The following is a 19,929-nucleotide window of genomic DNA, read 5'->3' as shown; positions in this document are numbered from 1 at the left end:
TTAGGCCTGTCTCCCCGGAAAATGAACATGGATACCATTCAATTGTATAAAGCCCCGGCAGATTCCTGCCGAGGCTCCAACATTCAGTTTCATAAATTGAACGCGCTGCAAAAACCGTTTGAGCATGACGACCGCTTCGGCTCTGCTCGCGCTCGCGCCGGGATCGATCGTTGTTGCCGATCTTCCTTGAATGATGTCGGCGGCAAGCAGCTCGGCGACGGCCGGTTTGGCCCAAGCGCCGATCGTTCCCTTGTCCGCGTACTTCTCAAGAATGGACTCCTGGACGTCGCCCGCTACCGCGGATTGGCCCACGTATTTCAACGCTCTGGACAGCATGACCGCCATTTGCTCGCGGGTAATCCGGTCGTTCGGTTTAAAAGTACCATCCTGATAGCCCTCGATGATACCCGCATTCACCGCCTGTTCGACCGCATCGTGATACCAGTCCGCTTGGGCGACATCGCTGAACGAAGCTGCCGCAGCCGGCGAATTTAAACCGAGCGAGCGAACGAGTAGGGCCGCGAACGCTGCGCGCGTGATCGGACTGTTCGGCGAAAAGCTGCTTGGCGTGACGCCATTGATGATAAGCTTCGATGTCAGCATTTCAATATCCGCCTTGGCCCAGTGACCGTTCAGATCGGCGAACGTCTTGCTGCCGGACGCCACCGCGTAGATGCTGTTCCCGTTCCGCTTGATCACGGCTTCCGTACGGTCGCCGCTCGCCTGGAAGACGGCCGGAACAAAACGGAAGGTGCCTGCAGCCGGGTCGTACAGCAAGGCTGTCGTTTTCGATGGATCCACCTTTCCGGACAGGATCACCGTTCGCTCGACGTACGTGCTGCCGAAGTCCGCGATCTCGACGGATTTTCCGTTCGCCTCCGCAAAAATGTTGTATGCCAGCGCTGGGGCAAGCAAGGTCAGGTCATCCTTGGCTGCTTGTGCGGACAAGGATTCTGCGGCCGCGCCTGCCACTTTGTTGATTTCGATTCGGATGGTCATCGCATCGGCGCTAACGCCAAGCTTCTCCGCCATTGAAGACAGTCCCAGAACGGAGACAGGCACCTTGTAGCTTCCCAAATCCGTCTGCACGACAATGGACGCACCCGGCAGATTGCCGGCGGCATCGATCAGCGCGGACGACGGTATCTCTACCTTCACGCTGCCACCGTCGTTTTTAACGTCGATCGTGACCGCGTTTAAGGTCGCCGACGCTTGCTTCGCGAGCGCGTCGAATGCCTCTTTAAGACGCTTCGCATCGATTGTTGCCGTCGTCTCGGCGACGCCGTCCGCGTTCTTGGTTTGAACCGTCTTCACGGCGTCTTGGCTCAGCTTGACGCCATCCTTTGTCTTATCCGGCGCCGTCGTCACGGTCGTGCCGCCGGAAGACGGGTTGGTCTCCGGTTCGGACCCCGAGGACACGGTCACCTGGAACTGCTTCGCGAAGTTGCCGTCCGACGTCTTGGCCGTGATCACGGTCCGGCCATTGCCGACAGCTTTAACCAAGCCTGCGTCAGAAACGTAGGCGACTGCCGGGTCTGCCGAGGACCATACGACTCTCGTGTTGCTTGCCGCTGCGGGCGCTGCGGCGACGCTGATCAGCGCGCTCTTGCCCGGCGCCAGCTTCAGCTGTTCCGCCGTGGTAGCCGTCAACTCCGTCACTCTCACCGGCGCCCCGGCCGCGCTGCCGGATACGATGACGCTGCCCAGATTCAGCCATCCGCCGTCATTTTGCTCGGCATTCGCGAAGAGGAACGACTTGGCGTCAGCATTGATCTGCTCGAGCGGATTCACGTAGCGCATCAGAATCCGATAGCTTCCGTTGCCCAGCGCCGGATTGTTCGTCGACGCGAACAGCTTGTTGCCGTCGAAGCCGTTCGTATTTGGCAGGATGTCTTTCAGATCCCAACCCGGCTCCCAGATTTTCACGATGCCGGTTTCCGTTTGCGCGGCGAGCTCGACCTTCCAGTTATAGTAGAAGGGAGCTACGCCTTTATTCTCCAACTCAACGCCGACCTTCAGATTACCGCCCGATGCATCCAGATAAGCGGTCGGCACGTAGTACTCGTAACCCATTTTGCGCGAGCCTCCCGCCGCTCTTGCCAGCGCATCGGCGTCCAGCGGCGTCTGGAAGATGCCTTGCGCGATCAGCCAGGAGGCGTGAGTCAGATCCAGGCTGGTGTAATAATCCTCGCCCTGCGCGCCTTCGATCGGCGTCGACGGCTCATTGTAGCGCGGCGGATCGTTGTTCCACATTTTCACCTGAATCTCGGGCCGCATCTCCCCGCCCATGGCGTTCTTCTTCCAGAATTCCGTGGCCGACGCATCCTTGATGCGGCCCCAGAAATGCCAGCTTTGACCGCCGAGGCTCGGCGGGAGCGTCTGGAACGCGAACGAATCGTCGTGATAGCCGACATCGAAATTCGTCGTTTTCAGCGTACCGTTGTCCATCGGATACCGCAGCACAAGCTGGGTGCTGTCGAACGCGTTGTCCATATCGGTCAGCACACGCTTGAGGTTGGCGTCGGTCGGCATGAGGTTCGGCGACTTTAAATTGCCGTCATACGGGTACGTATGCCACTCGCCCCAGAACCCGATCAGGCCGATCATGATAAATCCGATCCGAGGGTCGCCGTCATAACGCGCGCCAAGCGCGCCGATGAAGTTGTCCAAAGCGCCCATCAAGCGTTCGTCGTTGTAATCGGGCGCCAGGCTCGTGGCGTCCTTTCCATTGTCGTAGCCTTCATAGGCAAACGTCTTCAATCCTTCGTCGATCAGAAATTGCGGAATGCCCGAAGGCTTGTTCGGATAGTCCAGATACACGCGGAACACCGCCTGATTGCCTCTCGCAGCGACCGCCTCCAGCCGTTTGTCGAGCTCCGTCCAGTCGAAGTCGTTCAGGTTGTTCATCAGCTTGCTCAGCGGCAGGTAGAAAAACTCCATGCTGTAAGGCAGCTGGGTCGGACGGTCCCTCCAATCGTCGCCGGCCGTGAAGTACGCTTCCTCGGACGCATCGTAAAAAGGAAGGAAGCCCTTCAGCGGATTGTCTACAGGCGCCTGGCTGTACGTGAGCGCATGCGTTCCCTCTGCCGTCGCCCAGTCCGGTGCGCTTGGGTGGTCCACCGGCTCCGGTCCGGATGGACCTCCGTCGCCGCCGCTCGTTCTGCCCGCCAGCGCATACAAGCCAAGCGCATCGATCGTGAGGACATTGTCCGATTGACTGGCCGGGCCGAAGCCGAACTGAATTTGCAGCACCTTGCTTCTGTCGAATGCGGCGTCGCAAGCGCCGCAGCCCTGCCAGGACGATTGGGAAAAGGCGTCCCAAGGAATGCGGACCATGCCCTTGTAGCCAGCGGCGATCGACAGCGATCCGCCCCCGAGGGTGGTCGTCTTCCAGCCGTCAGCAGCGTGATAGAACTTGACGGCGCCGCCGGCTTTTAAGGAAAACTCGCCTTTCGAAGCGTCGGTGACGAGAGCGACGTTGAGGTCCATGCTCTTGCTGCTCGGCGACGTGTTGTTCACCCAGAAGGTTAGACCGTCGTAGTCGGTCCAATCTGTGTCCGTCCCGGTAAACGCCGCGCGTTTGATATTGACCCAATTCGATGCGGGCTTGCCGGACGGCGGGACAACGGAAAATTTCATCGCCTGCGCGCCGTCTGCGACGTTGGTCTTGTCGATCGTCCGAAGCGCGGACGGATTCCCGTCCTCCCAGTCGATCTTCCAGACGTTCTGCAGCGCGGCATCGTCCGCATACGTATCGAAGCTGTCCAGTACGCGGTCCGCCCGATAGAGCGCGATGTCGTCGATCGTGACGACATTGTGGGTATAGCCCTTGGGCGGGAAGCCGAGCTGGAGTCCGTCGATCTCGCTCGGATCCAGCGCGGCCGCGCATGCCGTCTGATCGCCGTCGCACTGCCAGGCGGCTTGAACGAATTGGTCCCAAGGAATTCTGACGACGCCGGAAAATCCGGCAGGAACGTTCAGCGAAGCGCCGTTAAACGCCGCTGCACGCCAGCTTCCGTCGGCGGCGAGCGTGTAGGCCGATCCGCCGTCCTTTAACCCGAACTCTCCCTTGGTGACGGGCGTCTCAAGCGCGACGTTCAAGCTAAAATCCTTGCTGTCGCTCGTCGTGTTGTTGACCCAGAAGCTTAAGCCGTCGTATCGGGACCAATCCCGCTTGCCTTCAGGGATCGCGTGGATGATATTCGCCCATTCCGCATCCGCGGTGGCGACGGACAGCCGGAGGCCCTTGCTCCCGCTCGCCAGGCCGAGCGCTCTTGTCACCGAGCCCGGCTTGTCGGACCAGGCTTCCGTCCAAGCTTGCCCGATAGCTGCATCGTTCGCATAGGACTCAAAGTCTTCGATCAGCCCCGGCGTGCCCGTGCCCGGATTCGTCGGCGTGTCCGGACCATTACCGTTACCGCCGCCTGTTTCCGTATCCGATTCGTATTTGTCCGTGAAGTAAATCTCATCGATATAAATGGTACCCGTCGTATTCCAGGTCGCTTGCGCGAGGGCGATGCTCCAGATCGTCTGCGACAGATCCACGCCTTTTGCAGGCAGATCGATGACGAGATCCTTATAGCTCGTCGTAAGGGTGTTGCCGCTGAATTGGCCGAGCGTTTTCGTAACGCCGCCGATCGTGAGGCTAATCTGGCTTTCTTCGCCGCCGACGGCGCCTTTCGCCCGAATGACGAGCTTGCTCGTTGCTGCCAGATTGCGGCCGATATTCGTTTCTAACCGGGACATGTTCTGATATTGAAGGATGAGCGCGCCGTCTTCAACGACGCCGGCGCCGCTGCCGTTCGCGAAGTTGCTGGAGCCGGTCCATTGATTCAGATCGTTCTGCGTGCTGTCCGACCAGGCCGGCGTCCCGTCGTAATTATCGATGAGCAGCTTCGTCGGCGGAGGCGGCGGCGTTGTCGGCGGAGGCGTGCATGGCGACGCGCAGTCCCCCGTCAGCACCGTACCGAGATTCAGCCAGCCTTCCTTGTCCTGATCCGCATTCGCGAATCCGACCTGTTTCGCTTTGCTGCTGATGGCCTCGAGCGGATTCACGACTTTCATGACCAGGTAATAATAACCGTCGCTTAAGGCCGGATCGTCGATGGTCGTATCAAAATAATACGGCTCGCCGAATGGCACGTACTTCGGATTGCCATCTACGTTCCATTCGGGGTACGTGCGGATCTGCACAGGCTGGACCTTCGTCATATCCCATGAAGTCTCCCACTGCTTGACCAGCTTGCCGGACGCGTTTTTGACGCCCAGCTGCACCTTCCAGGGGTAGGAAAACGGCGCCACGCCGTTATTCTGAATGGTCACGCCGACCTTGAGCGGATCGCCCTGCGCCACGTTGTTGTAATAAGCGCTTTTTACGTTCAGATCGTAGCCCATCTTGCGGATACCCGCAGCCACCTTGGCATCGTTCGCGCTGTAGCTACCGACGCCTTTATGGTTGATCATCCACGTCGCATGCGTGAGCTCGATGTCGTCGATCGCGTCGTCGACGTCGGCGCCGCCGCTGAAGAAACGGTCTTGAATCTCCGGACGGACCTCGCCGCCGATCGATTCCGTGATCCATTTGTTCTCCGAGCCGGCATCCAGCATCTGCGTCATGAACGAATAGTAGGCGCCGCCCATGCTCTCCGGCTGGGTCACGCTCTGCAGCCGATCCCCTTCCTTGAAGCCGAACGAGTCGTCATGATAGCCGATGTCGTAATCGCCCGCGCCCGGCAGGCCCGGATTGCGGACCTCTAATTTAGTGTGATTAAAGGCCGTATCGTAGGCGTTAAAAATGGCGTTAATCGTCGTCGCATTCGGCATGTGATCCGGATAATTGTCACTGCTCGTATCCGTGTCGTAAGGCCAGGTATGCCACTCGCCCCACAAGCCGACGAGGCCCATATGGATGAAGCCGATGCGCGGATCGCCGTCGTACTTGGCGCCGAAAGCATGAATGAAGTTAGTTAAATAGGTGACCATGCGCGGATCATCGTAATCCGGCTCATCCTGATTGAAGGCGTCGTTGTGACGGATCGCGATGCCGTCGTCATGCATGAACTGCGGGATCGCGTCCGCCTCTCCTGGGTACTCCAGATAGACGCGAAGCACCGCCTGATTGCCTCTTGCGGCAATCGCATTCAGCTGCGGCTCGATGCCGGAGTCGAACGTGAACGAATTTGGGCCGTTCATGACCGCCTTGAGCGGAACGTAGAACCACTCCAGGCTGTGGGGAAGCGAAGTCTCGTTGTCCCACGGATAAAACGGGGCGAAGCCCTTGAGCGGATTGTCCAGCGGGCTGGTCGCGGCGGTCAGATCGTGCTTGGCCAGCGCGCTGTCCGCCACCGGGCTCGGATAAGGATTGACCGGTACGCGCGTCGGGTCCGGGCTAGCGGCATTGGCTCGGCTCGGCGCCGCCGTATTTGCCAGCACCGTGCTCAAGAGCAAACACATCGCCAGGAAAACGCTGAATGACGATTTTCGAATCTGATGGGCCGATAAGGGATGCATCGGAAACCTCCTCGAATGATTTTACCAATGATAGCGTTATCACAAAAAATTAAAGAAAAATTTTTGCCCACCCATTGACCTCACTGCCACCCTGCGAACCCGGCGGCGTCTCGGCGCTGCCAGGTTCGAATGATGACGCTTCTCCCTCGAGCCGCCTCAGCCTTTACTAGCGCTAAACGCGACGCCTTCGATGAACCGTCGCTGAAAGATAAAGAACAGGACGAGCATCGGAATGACGGCCATGAACGCGCCGGCCGTGAGCACCGGATAGTCCGTGCCGAACATCGACACGAGCGTCGCAAGCCCTGCCGACAGCGTCAGCTTTTCGGGCGAGCTGTTGATGATAAGCGGCCATTGCAGATCGTTCCACGACCAGAGCAGCTGGATGATGACGATCGCGACGAGCGCCGACTTCACGAGCGGCAGCATGATGTGGCGGAAGATCTGGAACGGATTGCAGCCGTCGAGCACAGCCGCCTCCTCCAGCTCCTTGGAGATGCCGAGGAAAAATTGCCGCAGCAAGAACGTGGCGAACGGACTCACGAGCGAGGCGATCCAGAGCGCGGTCACCGTATTGACGAGTCCGAGCTTGCTCATCATCATGTATTGCGGCGTGTAAAAGACCGGGTTGGGCACCATCATGACCGAGATGATCAGGAAGAAGCACAGCGCGCTGCCCGGGAAGCGAATGCGCGCGAACGCGAAGGCCGCCATGGCGCTGAAAATGACGGGAAACAGCGTCTTCATGAACGCCGCCATCAGCGTATTCGCGTAGTAATGCAGAAAAGGAGACTGCGCGAGCGCATCCTTATAGCCGCGAAGGCTGGGCTCGGCAGGGAACAGTCGAATCGGAATCTGGGTCGCCTCCGTCGTCGTCTTGAGCGACGTGAGGACCATCCAGAGGAACGGAAGCACCATGATGACGGCTCCCGCGATGAGTATCAAGTGAATGACGATATTGCTTCTACGCTTGGCAGAGGCGACGCCGCTCATATTCGTACCTCCTCAGTCGTAAACCACCCATTTTTTTTGCATCAGGAACTGGAAGCCGGTCAGGATCAGGTTGATCAGCAGCAGAATGTTGACGATCGCAGCCCCGTAGTTCTGATCGTAGTAGATAAACGAATTCTGGTAATAGGCGTACACGAGCGAGCGCACGGAAGGCAGCGCGACGTTCGTCTTGCCGATGATCAGGTAGATGCTGTCGAAAATTTGCGTGGCGCCGATGACGAGCACGATGGACGTAAAAAACAGCGTTGGCGTCAGCAGCGGGAGCGTAATGTAGCGGAACTTGCGGAAGCCCACGGCGCCGTCGAGCTCGGCCGCTTCGTACAACGGACGCGGGATGCCCTGCAATCCTGCCAGGATCAGCAGCATGTTGAAGCCGATCGCCCCCCATACGCCGACCATGACGAGCGCGTACATGGCGAATCGTTTGTCCGAGATCCAGGCGATGTGCGTGCCGATCACGGAGTTCAGCAGGCCGTAGTCCTGCGCGAAAATAATGACCCACACCATAGCAGCCGCGGCGGCCATCGTGACCTGCGGCAGAAAATAGATGACCCGGTAAACGGACCTGCCCTTGATCTTCGCGTTCATCAGAACGGCGAAAAACGTAGACAGCACGATCGTCAGCGGCACGAACAGCACGACGTACAGCATCGTGTTGCGAAGGTTTTGCCAGAACTCGTCGTCCTTGAACAACCGCTCATAGTTGGCGAGACCCACCCAGTGATTGTCCATGCCGAAATTTTCGGACTTCAGGAAGCCCAGATAAACCGAGTAGATCGCCGGCCACAGCCAGAACACCAGCGTCCCGATCAAGGTAGGGGCGATCATGATATACGCCCATGCGTATCTGCTTCTCGAATGCATTTCCTTCACCCCGTCATGGCCGAAGGCGTCCCGATAGCGGGATCGCCTTCGACGATATTACCTCTTGAGACGAAACTTACTTCGCGTCCGCGATCGCCTGATTCATCATTTCGGCGACCTTCTTGGCGCCTTCTTCGACCGAGATCGCGCCGCCCCATGCCTGGGACATGATCTCGCTCTCCTTCGCGAACCAGACCGGATACGACTTGGAGCCGCTCGGATAAGGCACCGCGTCCGCGGTCTGATCGATGAACACCTGGAGGTTCAGGTCCGGCTTGGACTTCACCCATGCGTCCTGCGTGCCGTTGAACGCCGGGATCGCCGCGCCCATTTGCGCCGTGATGTCCGCCGCTTCCTTCGAGCCGAGGAACTTCAGGAACTGCCAGGACTCTTCCTTGTGCTTGCCCTTCGCGGACATCACGTTGCCGAGGCCGTTGATGATGTTGCCGCGCTTGACCTTGCCGCTCGGCAGCTTCGCCCAGTCGTACTTGCCCTTGATGACGTCGCTGCTGGCCAGGTTGCCGTTATCCCACGAGCCGTCGAAAATCATCGCGAGCTTGCCGGACTTGAACATCTCGACCGCGTCCGTGTCGGTCATCTGCTGGTGCGTCGGCGAAGCCTTGTCGAGGATCAGCTGGTAGCGGGCATTGAGCGCCTCGATGGTAGCCGGCTCGTCATAGCCGGATTTGGTCATGTCGTCGTTCAGGATGTGGCCGCCGTTGGCGAGAATATCGTTCCAGTAGCCGGCTTGCGTATCCAGCTTGGCGCCGAAGCCGTAGATGCCCTTATCCGGCTGGCTGAGCTTTTTGGCGACTTCGGCAAGCTTCTCGTAGGTCCACGTATCGTCCGGGTACGGAATGCTCGCCTGATCGAACAGCTCCTTGTTGTAAGCGAGGCCGATCGTATCGAAGTCCTTCGGAATGCCGTAGTTCTGCCCGTCGAGCGTGTAAATCGAGCCGAGGTTCGCGGCGTAGTTGTTCAAGTCGATCTCGCCCGCCTGCACCTTGTCGGTGATCGGCTCGAGGAACTGCCCCGTCGCGTACTTGATGAACTGGCCGCCGTGCATCCAGAAGACGTCGGGCAGCGTGCCTGCCGGCGCGGCCGCGGACATCTTGGTCCAGTAGTCGCCCCAGGGAATGACGTCGACCTTGACCTTGATGCTCGGATTCTGATCGGTAAATGCCTTGGCGATCGCTTCCATGGCCGGCTGCTGGTTCTTGTCCCAGATCGTATAGGAGATCGTGACGGCTTTGCCGCCGTCGCCGCCTGCCGGTTTGCTGGCCGCGGGACTCGAAGCGCCTCCTGCCGAAGCCGGCGCGCTGCTTGCCGCGTTGCCTCCGTTGTTCGAATTGCCGCCGCAGGCAGCAAGTGCCAGCGAAGCGACGAGCAGTACGCCGGCCGCCGAAGCCGCTTTCGATTTCTTTGTTGCGTTCATCGTGATATCCCCCTCGTATTTGGCTGATGATCGTCGTGCGCTCTTGACGCTCTCATCATAAAGCACGGGATTTGCGCGTTGATATGCCCCGATTTTAAGATTGAAACCACATTCTTTAGATCCGCTTTCCAGCCGTTTGCGTTGACTGCATAATTAAAACTGAAGCAAAAATTCAGCTGATCAAGGACGCAAAAGCAGCTGGCATCCGCCCGCATCCGTCCGTTACAGACAAGGAGAATGGACTCATGACCGACATATCGATCGCCAGACTGCCCGGCGAATATTGGTGGGGCGGCGTTATCAACGAAGGCAGCGCGATGCCCTTCGGACATACGGAACATACGAGAGATCTGCGCATGACCGACGACAATCAGGCCTCCCCCCTGCTTATATCCAGCCAAGGCCGTTACCTCTGGAGCGAGGAGCCGTTCGCCTTCCGCGCGGACAAGGAAGGGCTGTCCGTCTCGCCCGGCGCCGGCGAGGTTATCCTGGAAGAAGGACATGGTTCGCTTAAAGGCGCCTTTATGCATGCCAGCCGCGCGCATTTCCCGCCGTCCGGCCGGATCCCCGACGCGCTCGCCTTTACCGCGCCGCAATACTGCACCTGGATCGAGATGTTCTATGCGCCCACGCAGGACAAGATCCTCCGCTACGCGGAATCGATTCTGGCGAACGGGCTGCCTCCAGGCATCCTTATCGTCGACGACAACTGGATGAAGGACTATGGGATGTGGGACTTCGACAAGCATCGGTTCCCCGATCCGGCTGCCATGGTCGCAGAGCTGCACCGCCTGGGCTTCAAGGTGATGTTGTGGATGTGCCCCTATGTGAGCGCGGACAGCACGATCTTCAAGGAGCTCCGGAGCGGCGGGCTGCTTATGACGGGCAAGGACGGAGCGCCCGTGCTTCGTCAGTGGTGGAACGGCTACAGCGCCGTCGTCGACTATACGAAGGCGGAAGGCGCGGCCTGGTTCAGGCGGCAGATGGACCGGCTGATCGCGGACTACGGCGTCGACGGCTTCAAGCTTGACGCCGGCGAGCCGATCCTGCCGGACGCGCCTGACGTGACGCAGCCCGTCGCCTGGTCGCGTCCGCTGCGCCTGCTCGAGGATTGCGAGGCCTACGCGTCCCTCGGCGTCGGCTACTCGCTCGTCGAGCTGCGCATGTGCTGGAAGCTCGGCGGTCAGGCGCTTATCCAGCGTCAGCGGGACAAGACGCATACCTGGGACGCAGGCGGGCTCGGCGGCCTGATCCCGAACGCTATCGCGCAGGGGCTGCTCGGCTACGCGTTCAACTGTCCCGACATGATCGGCGGCGGCATGGACGGGGATATCAACGCCCCCGATTTCCGCTTCGACAGCGAGCTGTTCGTCCGGTATGCGCAGTGCGCCGCGCTGTTCCCGGTCATGCAGTTTTCCATGGCGCCCTGGCGCGTGTTGAGCGGCGACGAGCTGACCTGGTGCCTGGACGCCGTGCGGCTGCGCACCGAGCTCGGAGAGGAACTGCTGGCGCTCGCCCGCCAAGCGGCAGTCGACGGTCTCCCGATCCTGCGCAGCCTGGCGTTCGAGTACCCGGGCCAAGGCTACGAGCTTGTGCAGGATCAGTTCCTGCTCGGCTCGGACCTGCTCGTCGCGCCGGTCGTCGTCAAGGGGCAGACGTCCAGAGTCGTTCATTTTCCGGAAGGCCGTTGGTCGGGCGATGACGGCAGCCTCGTCGAAGGCCCCGCAGCGCTTGAGGTTGAGGCGCCGCTCTCGCGGCTGCCGTGGTATCGTAAACAATAGGCCATTGCAATAATTCGCAAGGAATCACAAGGAATGCTAGGAATCGAACCAGGGGGAGAACGCATGTATGAGCTGCTAATCGTCGACGACCACGCTCACCTCGTGGACAGTCTCGAACGCAATATGTCTTGGCAGGAGCTGGGGATCGGCAAGGTGCACAAGGCGTTTTCCGGCGAAGAGGCGCTCGAATTTTGCAAGACTTGCCCCGTCGACATCGTCCTCACCGATATTCGCATGCCCGGCATCTCCGGCCTGGAGCTGATCCAGCAGCTTAAAAAATACGACAAGCATTTTAAAAGCATCCTGCTGTCCGGCTACGGGGAATGGGATTATGCGCAGGAGGCGATCCGGCAGCAGGTTGACGGCTACCTGCTGAAGCCGGTGGATCACGAGGAGCTGGCCGGCACGGTGCGCCGGCTGACGGAGGCGCTGCGTCTCGAGTGGGACGAACGCGGCAGGCAGCAGAAGGCCATGGATATGGTTCGCGAGCATATGCCGCTGTTCAGGGAGAAGCTGCTGACGGATCTGCTGCAGGGGCGGAAGCTGCCGCCGGAACTGCTCGAGGAGAAGCTGGCCTACTACCAGCTTCCCTTCCTCCCGGGAGATCGGACGGCGATGTGCCTGCTGCGCATCGAGTCGTCCGCGGAGGAGCTGAACTGGCGGGACCAGTCCTTGCTCGCCTCCGCCGTCGCCAACATCGCTGAGGAGACGTTCTCGGACCTGTTCCACGTCTGGCACGGCCGCGATGCCTATGATTACGAGGTGTTCATTCTCAAGGTCCGTGAAGAGACTTGGCTGGCGGAGGACCCCGAGCCCGAACGCGCCCGGCAGCAATCGTTCGAGCATTTGGCGTCGCGGCTGCAGCAGCATGTCAGGCAATTTCTGAAGAGCAGCATCTCGGTCGTTCTGAGCGATTGGCAGATCATGTCGCAAGGCCTCCGCGGCATGTACCGGGATTCGCTGGCCGTCTTCGCCCGTCAGCTTGGCGGCGGGACCGATCTGCTCATCCGCCTGCAGGATGCCGCCTCGCCCGAGATGCCCTACCGCATTCACAGCCTGTACGAGTCGCCGACGTTCATTCAGCTGTCCGAGATCGGCCAGTGGGAAGCGATCCGCTCGAAGTGGGATACCGTCTTCCAGGAAGTCGCCGACAAGGGGATGGAATCGCGGGAGACGCTGCTCGAGCTTTATTATCACGCCATGGGCGCCTTCAGCTTTTTCGCCCACAAAAACGGACTCAGTCTCCACGACGTCTTCCCGTCCGAGCCCGACAAGCCGGGCGACGCCAGCCGCTTCCGTCAGATGCGCCAGCTCCAGGACTGGGTCGCGCATACGCTCGAGCAGCTGCAGGAGATGACCAAAAGCGAATGGAACAACGAGCAGGCCGCGCTCATCCGCAAGGTGCAGCATTTCGTCGCGGAACGGCTCGCCGATGCCACGCTCCAATCGGCGGCGGATCATGTCGGCCTGCATCCGGCGTATCTGTCGTCGCTGTTCAAGAGCAAGATGAGCGAAAACATAAGCGATTATCTGTACCGCGCGCGCATGCAGCGGGCACGCGAGCTGCTGCTCGAACAGCCCGAGCGCAAGGTCAGCGACGTCGCAGCGGCGATCGGCTACCACAAACCGCAGTATTTCATCAAGCTGTTCAAGGAGCATTACGGGCTGACGCCGCAGGATTACCGGAATAAATCCTCCTGACCGGGAAGCTTTAAATATTATTCCGTTTTCGCAGCGCCGAAACAATGAGAGCATCCTTCTCCATCGCCTCGAAAAGCCCGAGACTACAAGACGTGCCGACCATAGGAGGTCGGCTCTTTTTATTTCCGCAGCCTTGCTGAGTTACAAAAAGTAGCAACAAAACACCTTGTACAATTGGAATAAATACCTTAATCTGGACCAACAGAGAGGGGTTTGAAAATGAAGTATAGGAAATGGAACTTGCTCGGGGTTGGCTTATTGTCAGCAGCAGTGCTGGCCGGTTGCGGAGAAAGCAAAGAAGAACAAGCTCGAAAAGCGATCGCGGAAGGGTTTAGCTCCGCGTTTGCAGCAGCCGAGGCCTCGGCCAGCGCGATGGCCAACACGCCCGAGGGCAAACTAAACGAGATCGATTCTTACTTAACCTCGGAATTATGGAATGATGGATTCGTCGATGTAAGCTGGTATATCAGCAGCGGTACCAGCAGCACAGGCGACACGATGGACATCGATTTTACGATTGAGCGACTCGGCCAGGCCGTGTCCAAAAAGGCTGCGTACGACTCGTATGTGCAAGGCCTCGACGACAGCAAATACGCCGCAGCGAAGCAGACTTGGCTGAAGCTGTCTCCGGAGATCGACCGCTTGTACAATCAATTGAAGGAAAAAGCGCCCGCTGCCAACGACGCTAGTTATTCATTTGATACCGGCTTGTACAAACAGTACAGCGAAGCTTTCACCGAAGAGGTAGAAAAGCTTAACAACTGACCAATAAACGTGCAGCCCGCAGTCATTTTCATGACCGCGGGCTGTTTTGCCTTCGTCCGCTCAACATTCTGTCACTCGTACCATTCCTTCGGGATCATCTCCCGCTCCCGCTCCAACAGCTCGCTGATGATCATATCCGCGTCGTGAATCGAGCTGACCAGCGGGTCGGTCATCATCGCCCGGCGCAACTTCGCGTAGCTGCGTTCGACGACGGCTTCAGCGGTCAGCTCGTGCGTGTCGAGCACCTGCTCCTGCAAGCCGCGGATTCCTCGGGGCATCTCGCCTACCGGGAGCGGCTTGATCCCGTCCGGACCGACTTCGCAGAGCAGCTCCAGAAAAGCATCGTCGTTCATGTTGCTGACGGCTCCGCGGTTCAACGTATTCAGGAAAAAGCGCTTGCCCAAATTCCCCACCATGTTTTCGATGATATCCGTGGCATGGTCGGGTCCGAACGACTTCATGTAGTCGGCGATCGGCAAGCGGCCGGACAGGAAGCCGTCCACCTGCAGCCACATCTCTTCATGACGCAAATACCGGTCCTCCGTCTCCCAGATCGATAGCGGCGGGATCGCGTCCTTCGTTTTGCCGAGCCCTTGCCAGAACCGGACGTACTCTTTGGTATGGGCCGTACATGTCGGGATAGAGCCGAAAATATCGTAAAGCTCGTAAGTAATGGCGTCGTTAAAAAGCGCCTTGGCGCCCTTGTCCCCGCCATCGTTCTCCGTGCCGGCAGACGCCCGGAGCGACTCGGCGATCGGTGCCATGACGTCCTTACCCTCGTATTCCGCCTTTAGCAGCCAGGTGAAGTGATTGACCCCGGCCACGCGGAAGTCGAACTGCCTGTCGATCTCGTCGGTGAATTCGCCGGGGTCCCGAATGATCCCCGCCCGAACCGCGTAATATGCTTTTTTGTGCGGCATATGATGGCTGTCGCACAGCGCGAAGCTCTTTAGCTTCGGAGCGTAACGGCTGAGCGCGATGCCGTGCACGGTGGACGGGTTAATGTAGTTGATCACCCAAGCATCAGGACACAGCTCTTCGATGTCCTTGGCGCAGGCCATAATGACGGGCAGCTCTCGCATCGCCCGAAAAATACCGCCCGGCCCGATCGTATCCCCCGAGCACATCCGAATCCCGTACTTTAGCGATACCTCGCAGTCGATGCCGCGGTACTTCACCGTGTCTTCCGCAAAACTGAGAACGACGAAGTCCGCCCCCTCCAATACCTCCCGACGGTCCGTCGATCCCTCCACCTTTAATGGCACGCCGTTCTCCTGCGCCACCATCCGGGCTAGCCGGACCATCTTGGACAGCCGCTCTTCGTTCGTATCCACCAAGGCAAGCGTCCCGCCGTTCAAATAAGGAGAATGAACCATTTGCCATATCGATTGACGTCCGAAAAACAAACTGCCCGCGCCGATAACGACGACCTTCGGATGCCGTAAGATTGAATCGCTCAAGACCAAGCCCTCCCATTTGGTGATCACGCCATTTGGTTACGGTTTCATTATAAAAGAACGGGGAAAAAGGAGAATATGCGATGGTTTGATATTCATGTTAATTAGTAAGATAACAAGACGCGAATACAGTCAGTGATATAATGGGATTCAGCAATCCATGTCTAATAGGGGGCAATCGATATGGGGGACATGACCATCTTCAACGAGCTGGCCGAGATGATCGCGATTCGGATCAGCTCCTTCAAGGAGGAGGATCACGGACGGGATTGGGTTGAGCACAAGACGCACAACGACTACGACCTTTGGTTCGTTCAATCCGGACAGGCGCAAATACGAATCGAAGGAACCGAGTATACGGCGCGCGCGGGCGACGTCGTGTTCTTTTACCCGCGGATTCCTTATCGGGCCGCCGCACCGGCGGATGGCTGCCGTTTTATCTACATCCATTTCGAGTATGGCATCGGCGCGCAGCAAGCCATTCTGAACGACTTTCCGCTATCGGGCATTATCCCGCATGCGCTCATCCGGGACGAAGCGCTCTTATTCGCCGCGTCCTTCGGACGGGCGACCGGCGGCGTTCCCGGCGGCAGGTTGTATCTGAAGGCAAGCTTGACCGCGGCTATCGCCAGAATCATCGAGCTTCACGGTCAGGACCGGTATACCGGCGCTTTCCTGAGCGGGAGCGCGCCGCGCAGGTCCGAACGCAATCTGGACACGCTGCAGCCGATCTTCCAATATATAGACGACCATCTCCACCAGCCGATCAAGATGTCCGAGCTTGCGGCGCTGGCCGGCATCTCCGAGAAATATTTTATCTCCTATTTCAAAAAATCGCTTGGCATCACGCCGGGGCAATATCTATTTCAAGTGAAGATGAACAGAGCCAGAGACTATATCTATCAAAGGAAATACACCGTTCAGCAAATCGCCGGATTTCTAGGTTATCCCGATCCTTTCACCTTCTCCAAGGCGTTCAGAAAACACTATCACGTCCCACCGTCAAAGTTTGTTTGAGATGATCTTTTAGCGCGAGACGGCAATGACACCGGCAGGCCGATCGAAATCGCGGCAAGAGCGGCGGCGCTCTGCCCAATCTGCGCCATCGTGCACCTATTTTGTGCACCAACGCGGCAAGAGCGGCGGCGCTCTGCCCCATCTACGCCATGTTGCACCTATTTTGCCACCAGCGCGGCAAGAGCGCTGCCGCTCTGCCCCATCTACGCCATGGTGCACCTATTTTGTGCACCAGCGCGGCAAGAGCGCTGCCGCTCTGCCCCATCTACGCCATGGTGCACCTATTTGGTGCACCAGCGCGGCAAGAGCGCTGCCGCTCTGCCCCATCTGCGTCATGGTGCACCTATTTGGTGCACCAGCGCGGCAAGAGCGCTGCCGCTCTGCCCCATCTGCGTCATGGTGCACCTATTTTGCACTAGCCTTGCATTAAACCTCACATGTATAATTTGCTCTACTAAACTTACTATATTTTGAAGTATTCTACTTATCTTCAAGGACAAACATAGAAAAATCTCCTAATCTAAAGGGGTCGACGTGTATCCACACATCCCTTTAGCTTAGGAGACCAGCGTGGATATCATAACTCAAAATACCGTCATATCGCAATTGTTTTCTTTGCTTCCATTTGATATGGATCATAAGTGTTCCTTTTTCGACCACGGTGCTAAAAAGCTTACTGTCGCTAAGACGATGGGGCTGCTCGCGATTGCGGTTATGGCCAAATGGCCCTCTTACGACGCGATTTCCATGCAAGTGCGTGCCAACCCTTATTTGCAGCAGGCGCTGGATTTAAAGCAAATTAGCGCTTCTCAACTCAGTCGTAAGTTTAATGAGATTCCGACGGAATTCTTTCAGACACTTTTCGCGCAGTTGGTCGTGGAGCGCCAGTGTCCGGTCGAGCCTAAAAGCGGTATTTCCAAGAAGATTGGGAAGCTCGGCATCATTGATTCGACGTCGATTCACGTTCCTTACTCGGTACACGATTTCGCCAAGCTTTCCGTGTTCGACAGCAGTGTAAAAATGCACCTGCGAATCGTAGCGGCTTCGCCCGACGAGGTCTATCCGGATCATATGATTCCATCGACGCGCAATTATGACGACCGGGAAGTGGCCGTATCGATGGTCACCGATCCCGATCTCACCTACGTCATGGATCGTGGCTACGTGAAGTATGAGACGATGGACCAATGGGTCCATGACAACGTACGTTTCGTGATGCGCATCAACCATAACATGAGCATAACCCTGCTGGAACAAAGGGAAGTGCCTCATGCATCACCGATCCTTCTAGACGCCATCGTTCGGCTCGGCCGCGGGTCCAAGCGTATGAAAGGTGCTTTGCGGGTGGTTGAGTTTCTCGACGACAAAGCGCGCCGTTATCGTCTGGCCACCACGCGTTTCGATCTGACGGCCGAGGAGATCGCGGATATTTACCGCCGTCGCTGGTGGATCGAGTTGTACTTCAAATGGATGAAGCAACATCTGAAGTTGACGAAGCTGTACAGCACCAAGGCGCAGGGGATTTGGAACCAGTTGTTTCTCGCCTTGATCTGCAGCTTGCTCCTCCTAAAGCTTCAAGAAGAGCAAGGTTGGCGTCAGCGAACTTGGAAAGTGCTGCAGGCTGTAAACGCATACTTGATGCGGGCATGGACTGAGCTATGTGAAGAGATGAACCGTGAAGCAAGCCGTCATTCTCGGGGACGACAGCGAGCGAGCAAACCAACTACGCGCGACTCGCCCCCTGAAAGCCGCGTTGGATGGATTAAAGAAAGAAATTCGAATCCAAGAAAACGGAAGCCGCGAAAGAAGACATAAATTCCTGAAAATGGATACTCACGTCTACATCTAAGTAGAGCTCAATCTTTTCGCATTGTCGAGCAAAATCGCGAATGTAAAAATATACATCATTCGTATTTTTCATACATTTTACAACTTGAGCTGGTTGGATGTCAGGGTTTATGCAAGGCTAGTGCCTATTTTGTGCACCAGCGCGGCAAGAGCGCGAGCGCTCTGTCCCATCTGCGCCATGGTGCACCTATTTTGTGCACCAGCGCGGCAAGAGCGGCGGCGCTCTGCCCCATATACGCTATGGTGCACCTATTTTGTGCACCAGCGCGGCAAGAGCGCTGCCGCACTGCCCAATCTGCGCCATGGTGCACCTATTTTGTGCACCAGCGCGGCAAGAGCGCTGCCGCTCTGCTCAATCTACGCCATGGTGCACCTATTTGGTGCACCAACGCGGCAAGAGCGGCGGCGCTCTGCCCAATCTGCGCCATGGTGCACCTATTTTGTGCACCAGCCATCTATAGCGGCAAGCGAACCGCCATGGACCAAGGCGCCAAACGGGATGAGGCAGGCCCCCCTGCTTCATCCCATTTGGCGCGACCGTTTTTTTTTGGGACAGCCCCTTAACGTTCAGCGCTTTAACGAATCGTCCTTCAGATCCAACCAGCGAATCTCCTCAGGCGTTAGTGCCACGTCCAGCGCTTTGGCGCTGGAGCGCAGCTCCTCCGCGTTGGCCGGCCCGATCAGCGCACAAGTCGGAAACGACTGGTGCAGCACATAAGCGAGCGCGATTTGGTTGGCGTCCGCGCCCTTCGCTTCGCCCAGCAAAGTCGCCCTTCGATAGCGCTCCCAGTTGTCGTCGCTGTAATAAACGCGTACGATCTCCTCGTTGTCCCGCCGCTCCGGCGCATATCGTCCGGTGAAAAAGCCTGCCGCCTGCGACGACCAGGACAGCAACGGCAGCTGCGTGCGTTCGTGCCAAGCGAGGTCGTCCGCGTCCGTGCTCACGCATCCCGGCCATCTCGGTTCGTTGGCCCTGGCCAGGCTCAGGTTGGGGCTGTTGCAGGCGAATCCGGTCAGCCCGTGCGCCTCGGCATAGGCGTTGGCCGCATCCAGCCGCGCCGTCGTCCAATTGGAGGCGCCCAGCGCTTTGCAAAGTCCCGCTTGAAGCGGCTCCTGCAGCATCTCGACGATCTCGCCGACCGGCTTGTCCGGATCGTCCCGGTGCAGCATGAAAATATCGGCGTAATCCGTCTTCAACAAGCCGAGCGAATAAGCCAAATCCGCTTCGACGGCGGCACGGGTCACCCGCGGCCCTTTTTCGTCGTGATGCGCGCCCTTCACGATCAGCACGAGCCCGGAACGATTGCCCCTCTCCGCCGACCATTTTCCGATCGCGCCCATGCCGCGCGGTCCATACACTTGCGCGGTATCCATCGCATTGCCGCCGATCGCGGCATAGGCGTCGAGCAGCTCGGCGGATACGTCCATCCGCTCGTCGTTCAGCAGCATCGAGCCGAGGATCAGCTTCGAGACGGGTTTATCCAATCCCGCGATGGAGATCGCTTCCATTTTTTTCGTTGTCATCTGCCTGTTCCCCTTC

The 19,929-nt window shown here is 58.3% G+C and carries 11 protein-coding genes; 5 read left to right on the top strand and 6 right to left on the bottom strand.

The genetic code is table 11. The annotated features are described in order from the left end of the window. The 4 genes from KB449_RS01360 to KB449_RS01345 all read right to left on the bottom strand — a co-directional run bounded on the left by KB449_RS01360 (position 1) and on the right by KB449_RS01345 (position 9,820). Positions 1 to 6,510: an S-layer homology domain-containing protein gene (locus tag KB449_RS01360; protein WP_282906636.1), complete on the bottom strand. Its 6,510-nt coding sequence runs from the start codon at positions 6,508 to 6,510 to the stop codon at positions 1 to 3. A gap of 156 nt (positions 6,511 to 6,666) precedes the next feature. Beyond that, complete coding sequence (locus KB449_RS01355; protein WP_282906635.1) at positions 6,667 to 7,503, bottom strand: carbohydrate ABC transporter permease; 837 nt, start codon at positions 7,501 to 7,503, stop codon at positions 6,667 to 6,669. 12 nt (positions 7,504 to 7,515) lie between these two features. Then, on the bottom strand, positions 7,516 to 8,385 hold the full coding sequence (locus tag KB449_RS01350) for a carbohydrate ABC transporter permease (protein ID WP_282906634.1): 870 nt from the start codon (positions 8,383 to 8,385) through the stop codon (positions 7,516 to 7,518). A gap of 76 nt (positions 8,386 to 8,461) precedes the next feature. Further along, entirely contained in the window at positions 8,462 to 9,820 is a 1,359-nt protein-coding gene (locus KB449_RS01345; RefSeq protein ID WP_282906633.1) for an ABC transporter substrate-binding protein, read from the bottom strand. Positions 9,821 to 10,065: 245 nt separating this feature from the next. Here KB449_RS01345 and KB449_RS01340 point away from each other — a divergent pair, with 245 nt between their 5' ends. The 3 genes from KB449_RS01340 (at position 10,066) to KB449_RS01330 (ending at position 14,067) form a co-directional block, all read left to right on the top strand. Beyond that, positions 10,066 to 11,601: a glycoside hydrolase family 31 protein gene (locus KB449_RS01340; protein ID WP_282906632.1), complete on the top strand. Its 1,536-nt coding sequence runs from the start codon at positions 10,066 to 10,068 to the stop codon at positions 11,599 to 11,601. A gap of 63 nt (positions 11,602 to 11,664) precedes the next feature. Next, on the top strand, positions 11,665 to 13,302 hold the full coding sequence (locus KB449_RS01335; RefSeq protein WP_282906631.1) for a response regulator: 1,638 nt from the start codon (positions 11,665 to 11,667) through the stop codon (positions 13,300 to 13,302). A gap of 219 nt (positions 13,303 to 13,521) precedes the next feature. Next, positions 13,522 to 14,067, top strand: a complete 546-nt coding sequence (locus tag KB449_RS01330; RefSeq protein ID WP_282912707.1) for a hypothetical protein — start codon at positions 13,522 to 13,524, stop codon at positions 14,065 to 14,067. A 71-nt stretch (positions 14,068 to 14,138) separates the two neighbouring features. Here the strand turns inward: KB449_RS01330 and KB449_RS01325 are convergent, their stop codons facing one another. Further along, complete coding sequence (locus KB449_RS01325) at positions 14,139 to 15,527, bottom strand: family 4 glycosyl hydrolase (protein WP_282906630.1); 1,389 nt, start codon at positions 15,525 to 15,527, stop codon at positions 14,139 to 14,141. 180 nt (positions 15,528 to 15,707) lie between these two features. Between KB449_RS01325 and KB449_RS01320 the strand changes: the two genes are divergently transcribed. Both KB449_RS01320 and KB449_RS01315 read left to right on the top strand, forming a co-directional pair. Next, positions 15,708 to 16,541 carry an AraC family transcriptional regulator gene (locus KB449_RS01320; RefSeq protein ID WP_282906629.1) on the top strand — a complete coding sequence of 278 codons (834 nt, stop codon included), beginning with the start codon at positions 15,708 to 15,710 and terminating at the stop codon, positions 16,539 to 16,541. Between the two features lie 570 nt (positions 16,542 to 17,111). Further along, positions 17,112 to 18,356 (top strand): IS4 family transposase, encoded by a 1,245-nt coding sequence (locus tag KB449_RS01315; RefSeq protein ID WP_282906628.1) that lies wholly within the window; start codon positions 17,112 to 17,114, stop codon positions 18,354 to 18,356. Between the two features lie 600 nt (positions 18,357 to 18,956). Here the strand turns inward: KB449_RS01315 and KB449_RS01310 are convergent. Then, positions 18,957 to 19,898, bottom strand: a complete 942-nt coding sequence (locus KB449_RS01310; protein ID WP_434082545.1) for an aldo/keto reductase — start codon at positions 19,896 to 19,898, stop codon at positions 18,957 to 18,959. Between the last annotated feature and the right edge of the window lie 31 nt (positions 19,899 to 19,929).

The sequence above is a fragment of the Cohnella hashimotonis genome, assembly GCF_030014955.1.
GTDB lineage: Bacteria > Bacillota > Bacilli > Paenibacillales > Paenibacillaceae > Cohnella > Cohnella hashimotonis.
This window is presented reverse-complemented; position numbering and strand designations above follow the sequence as displayed.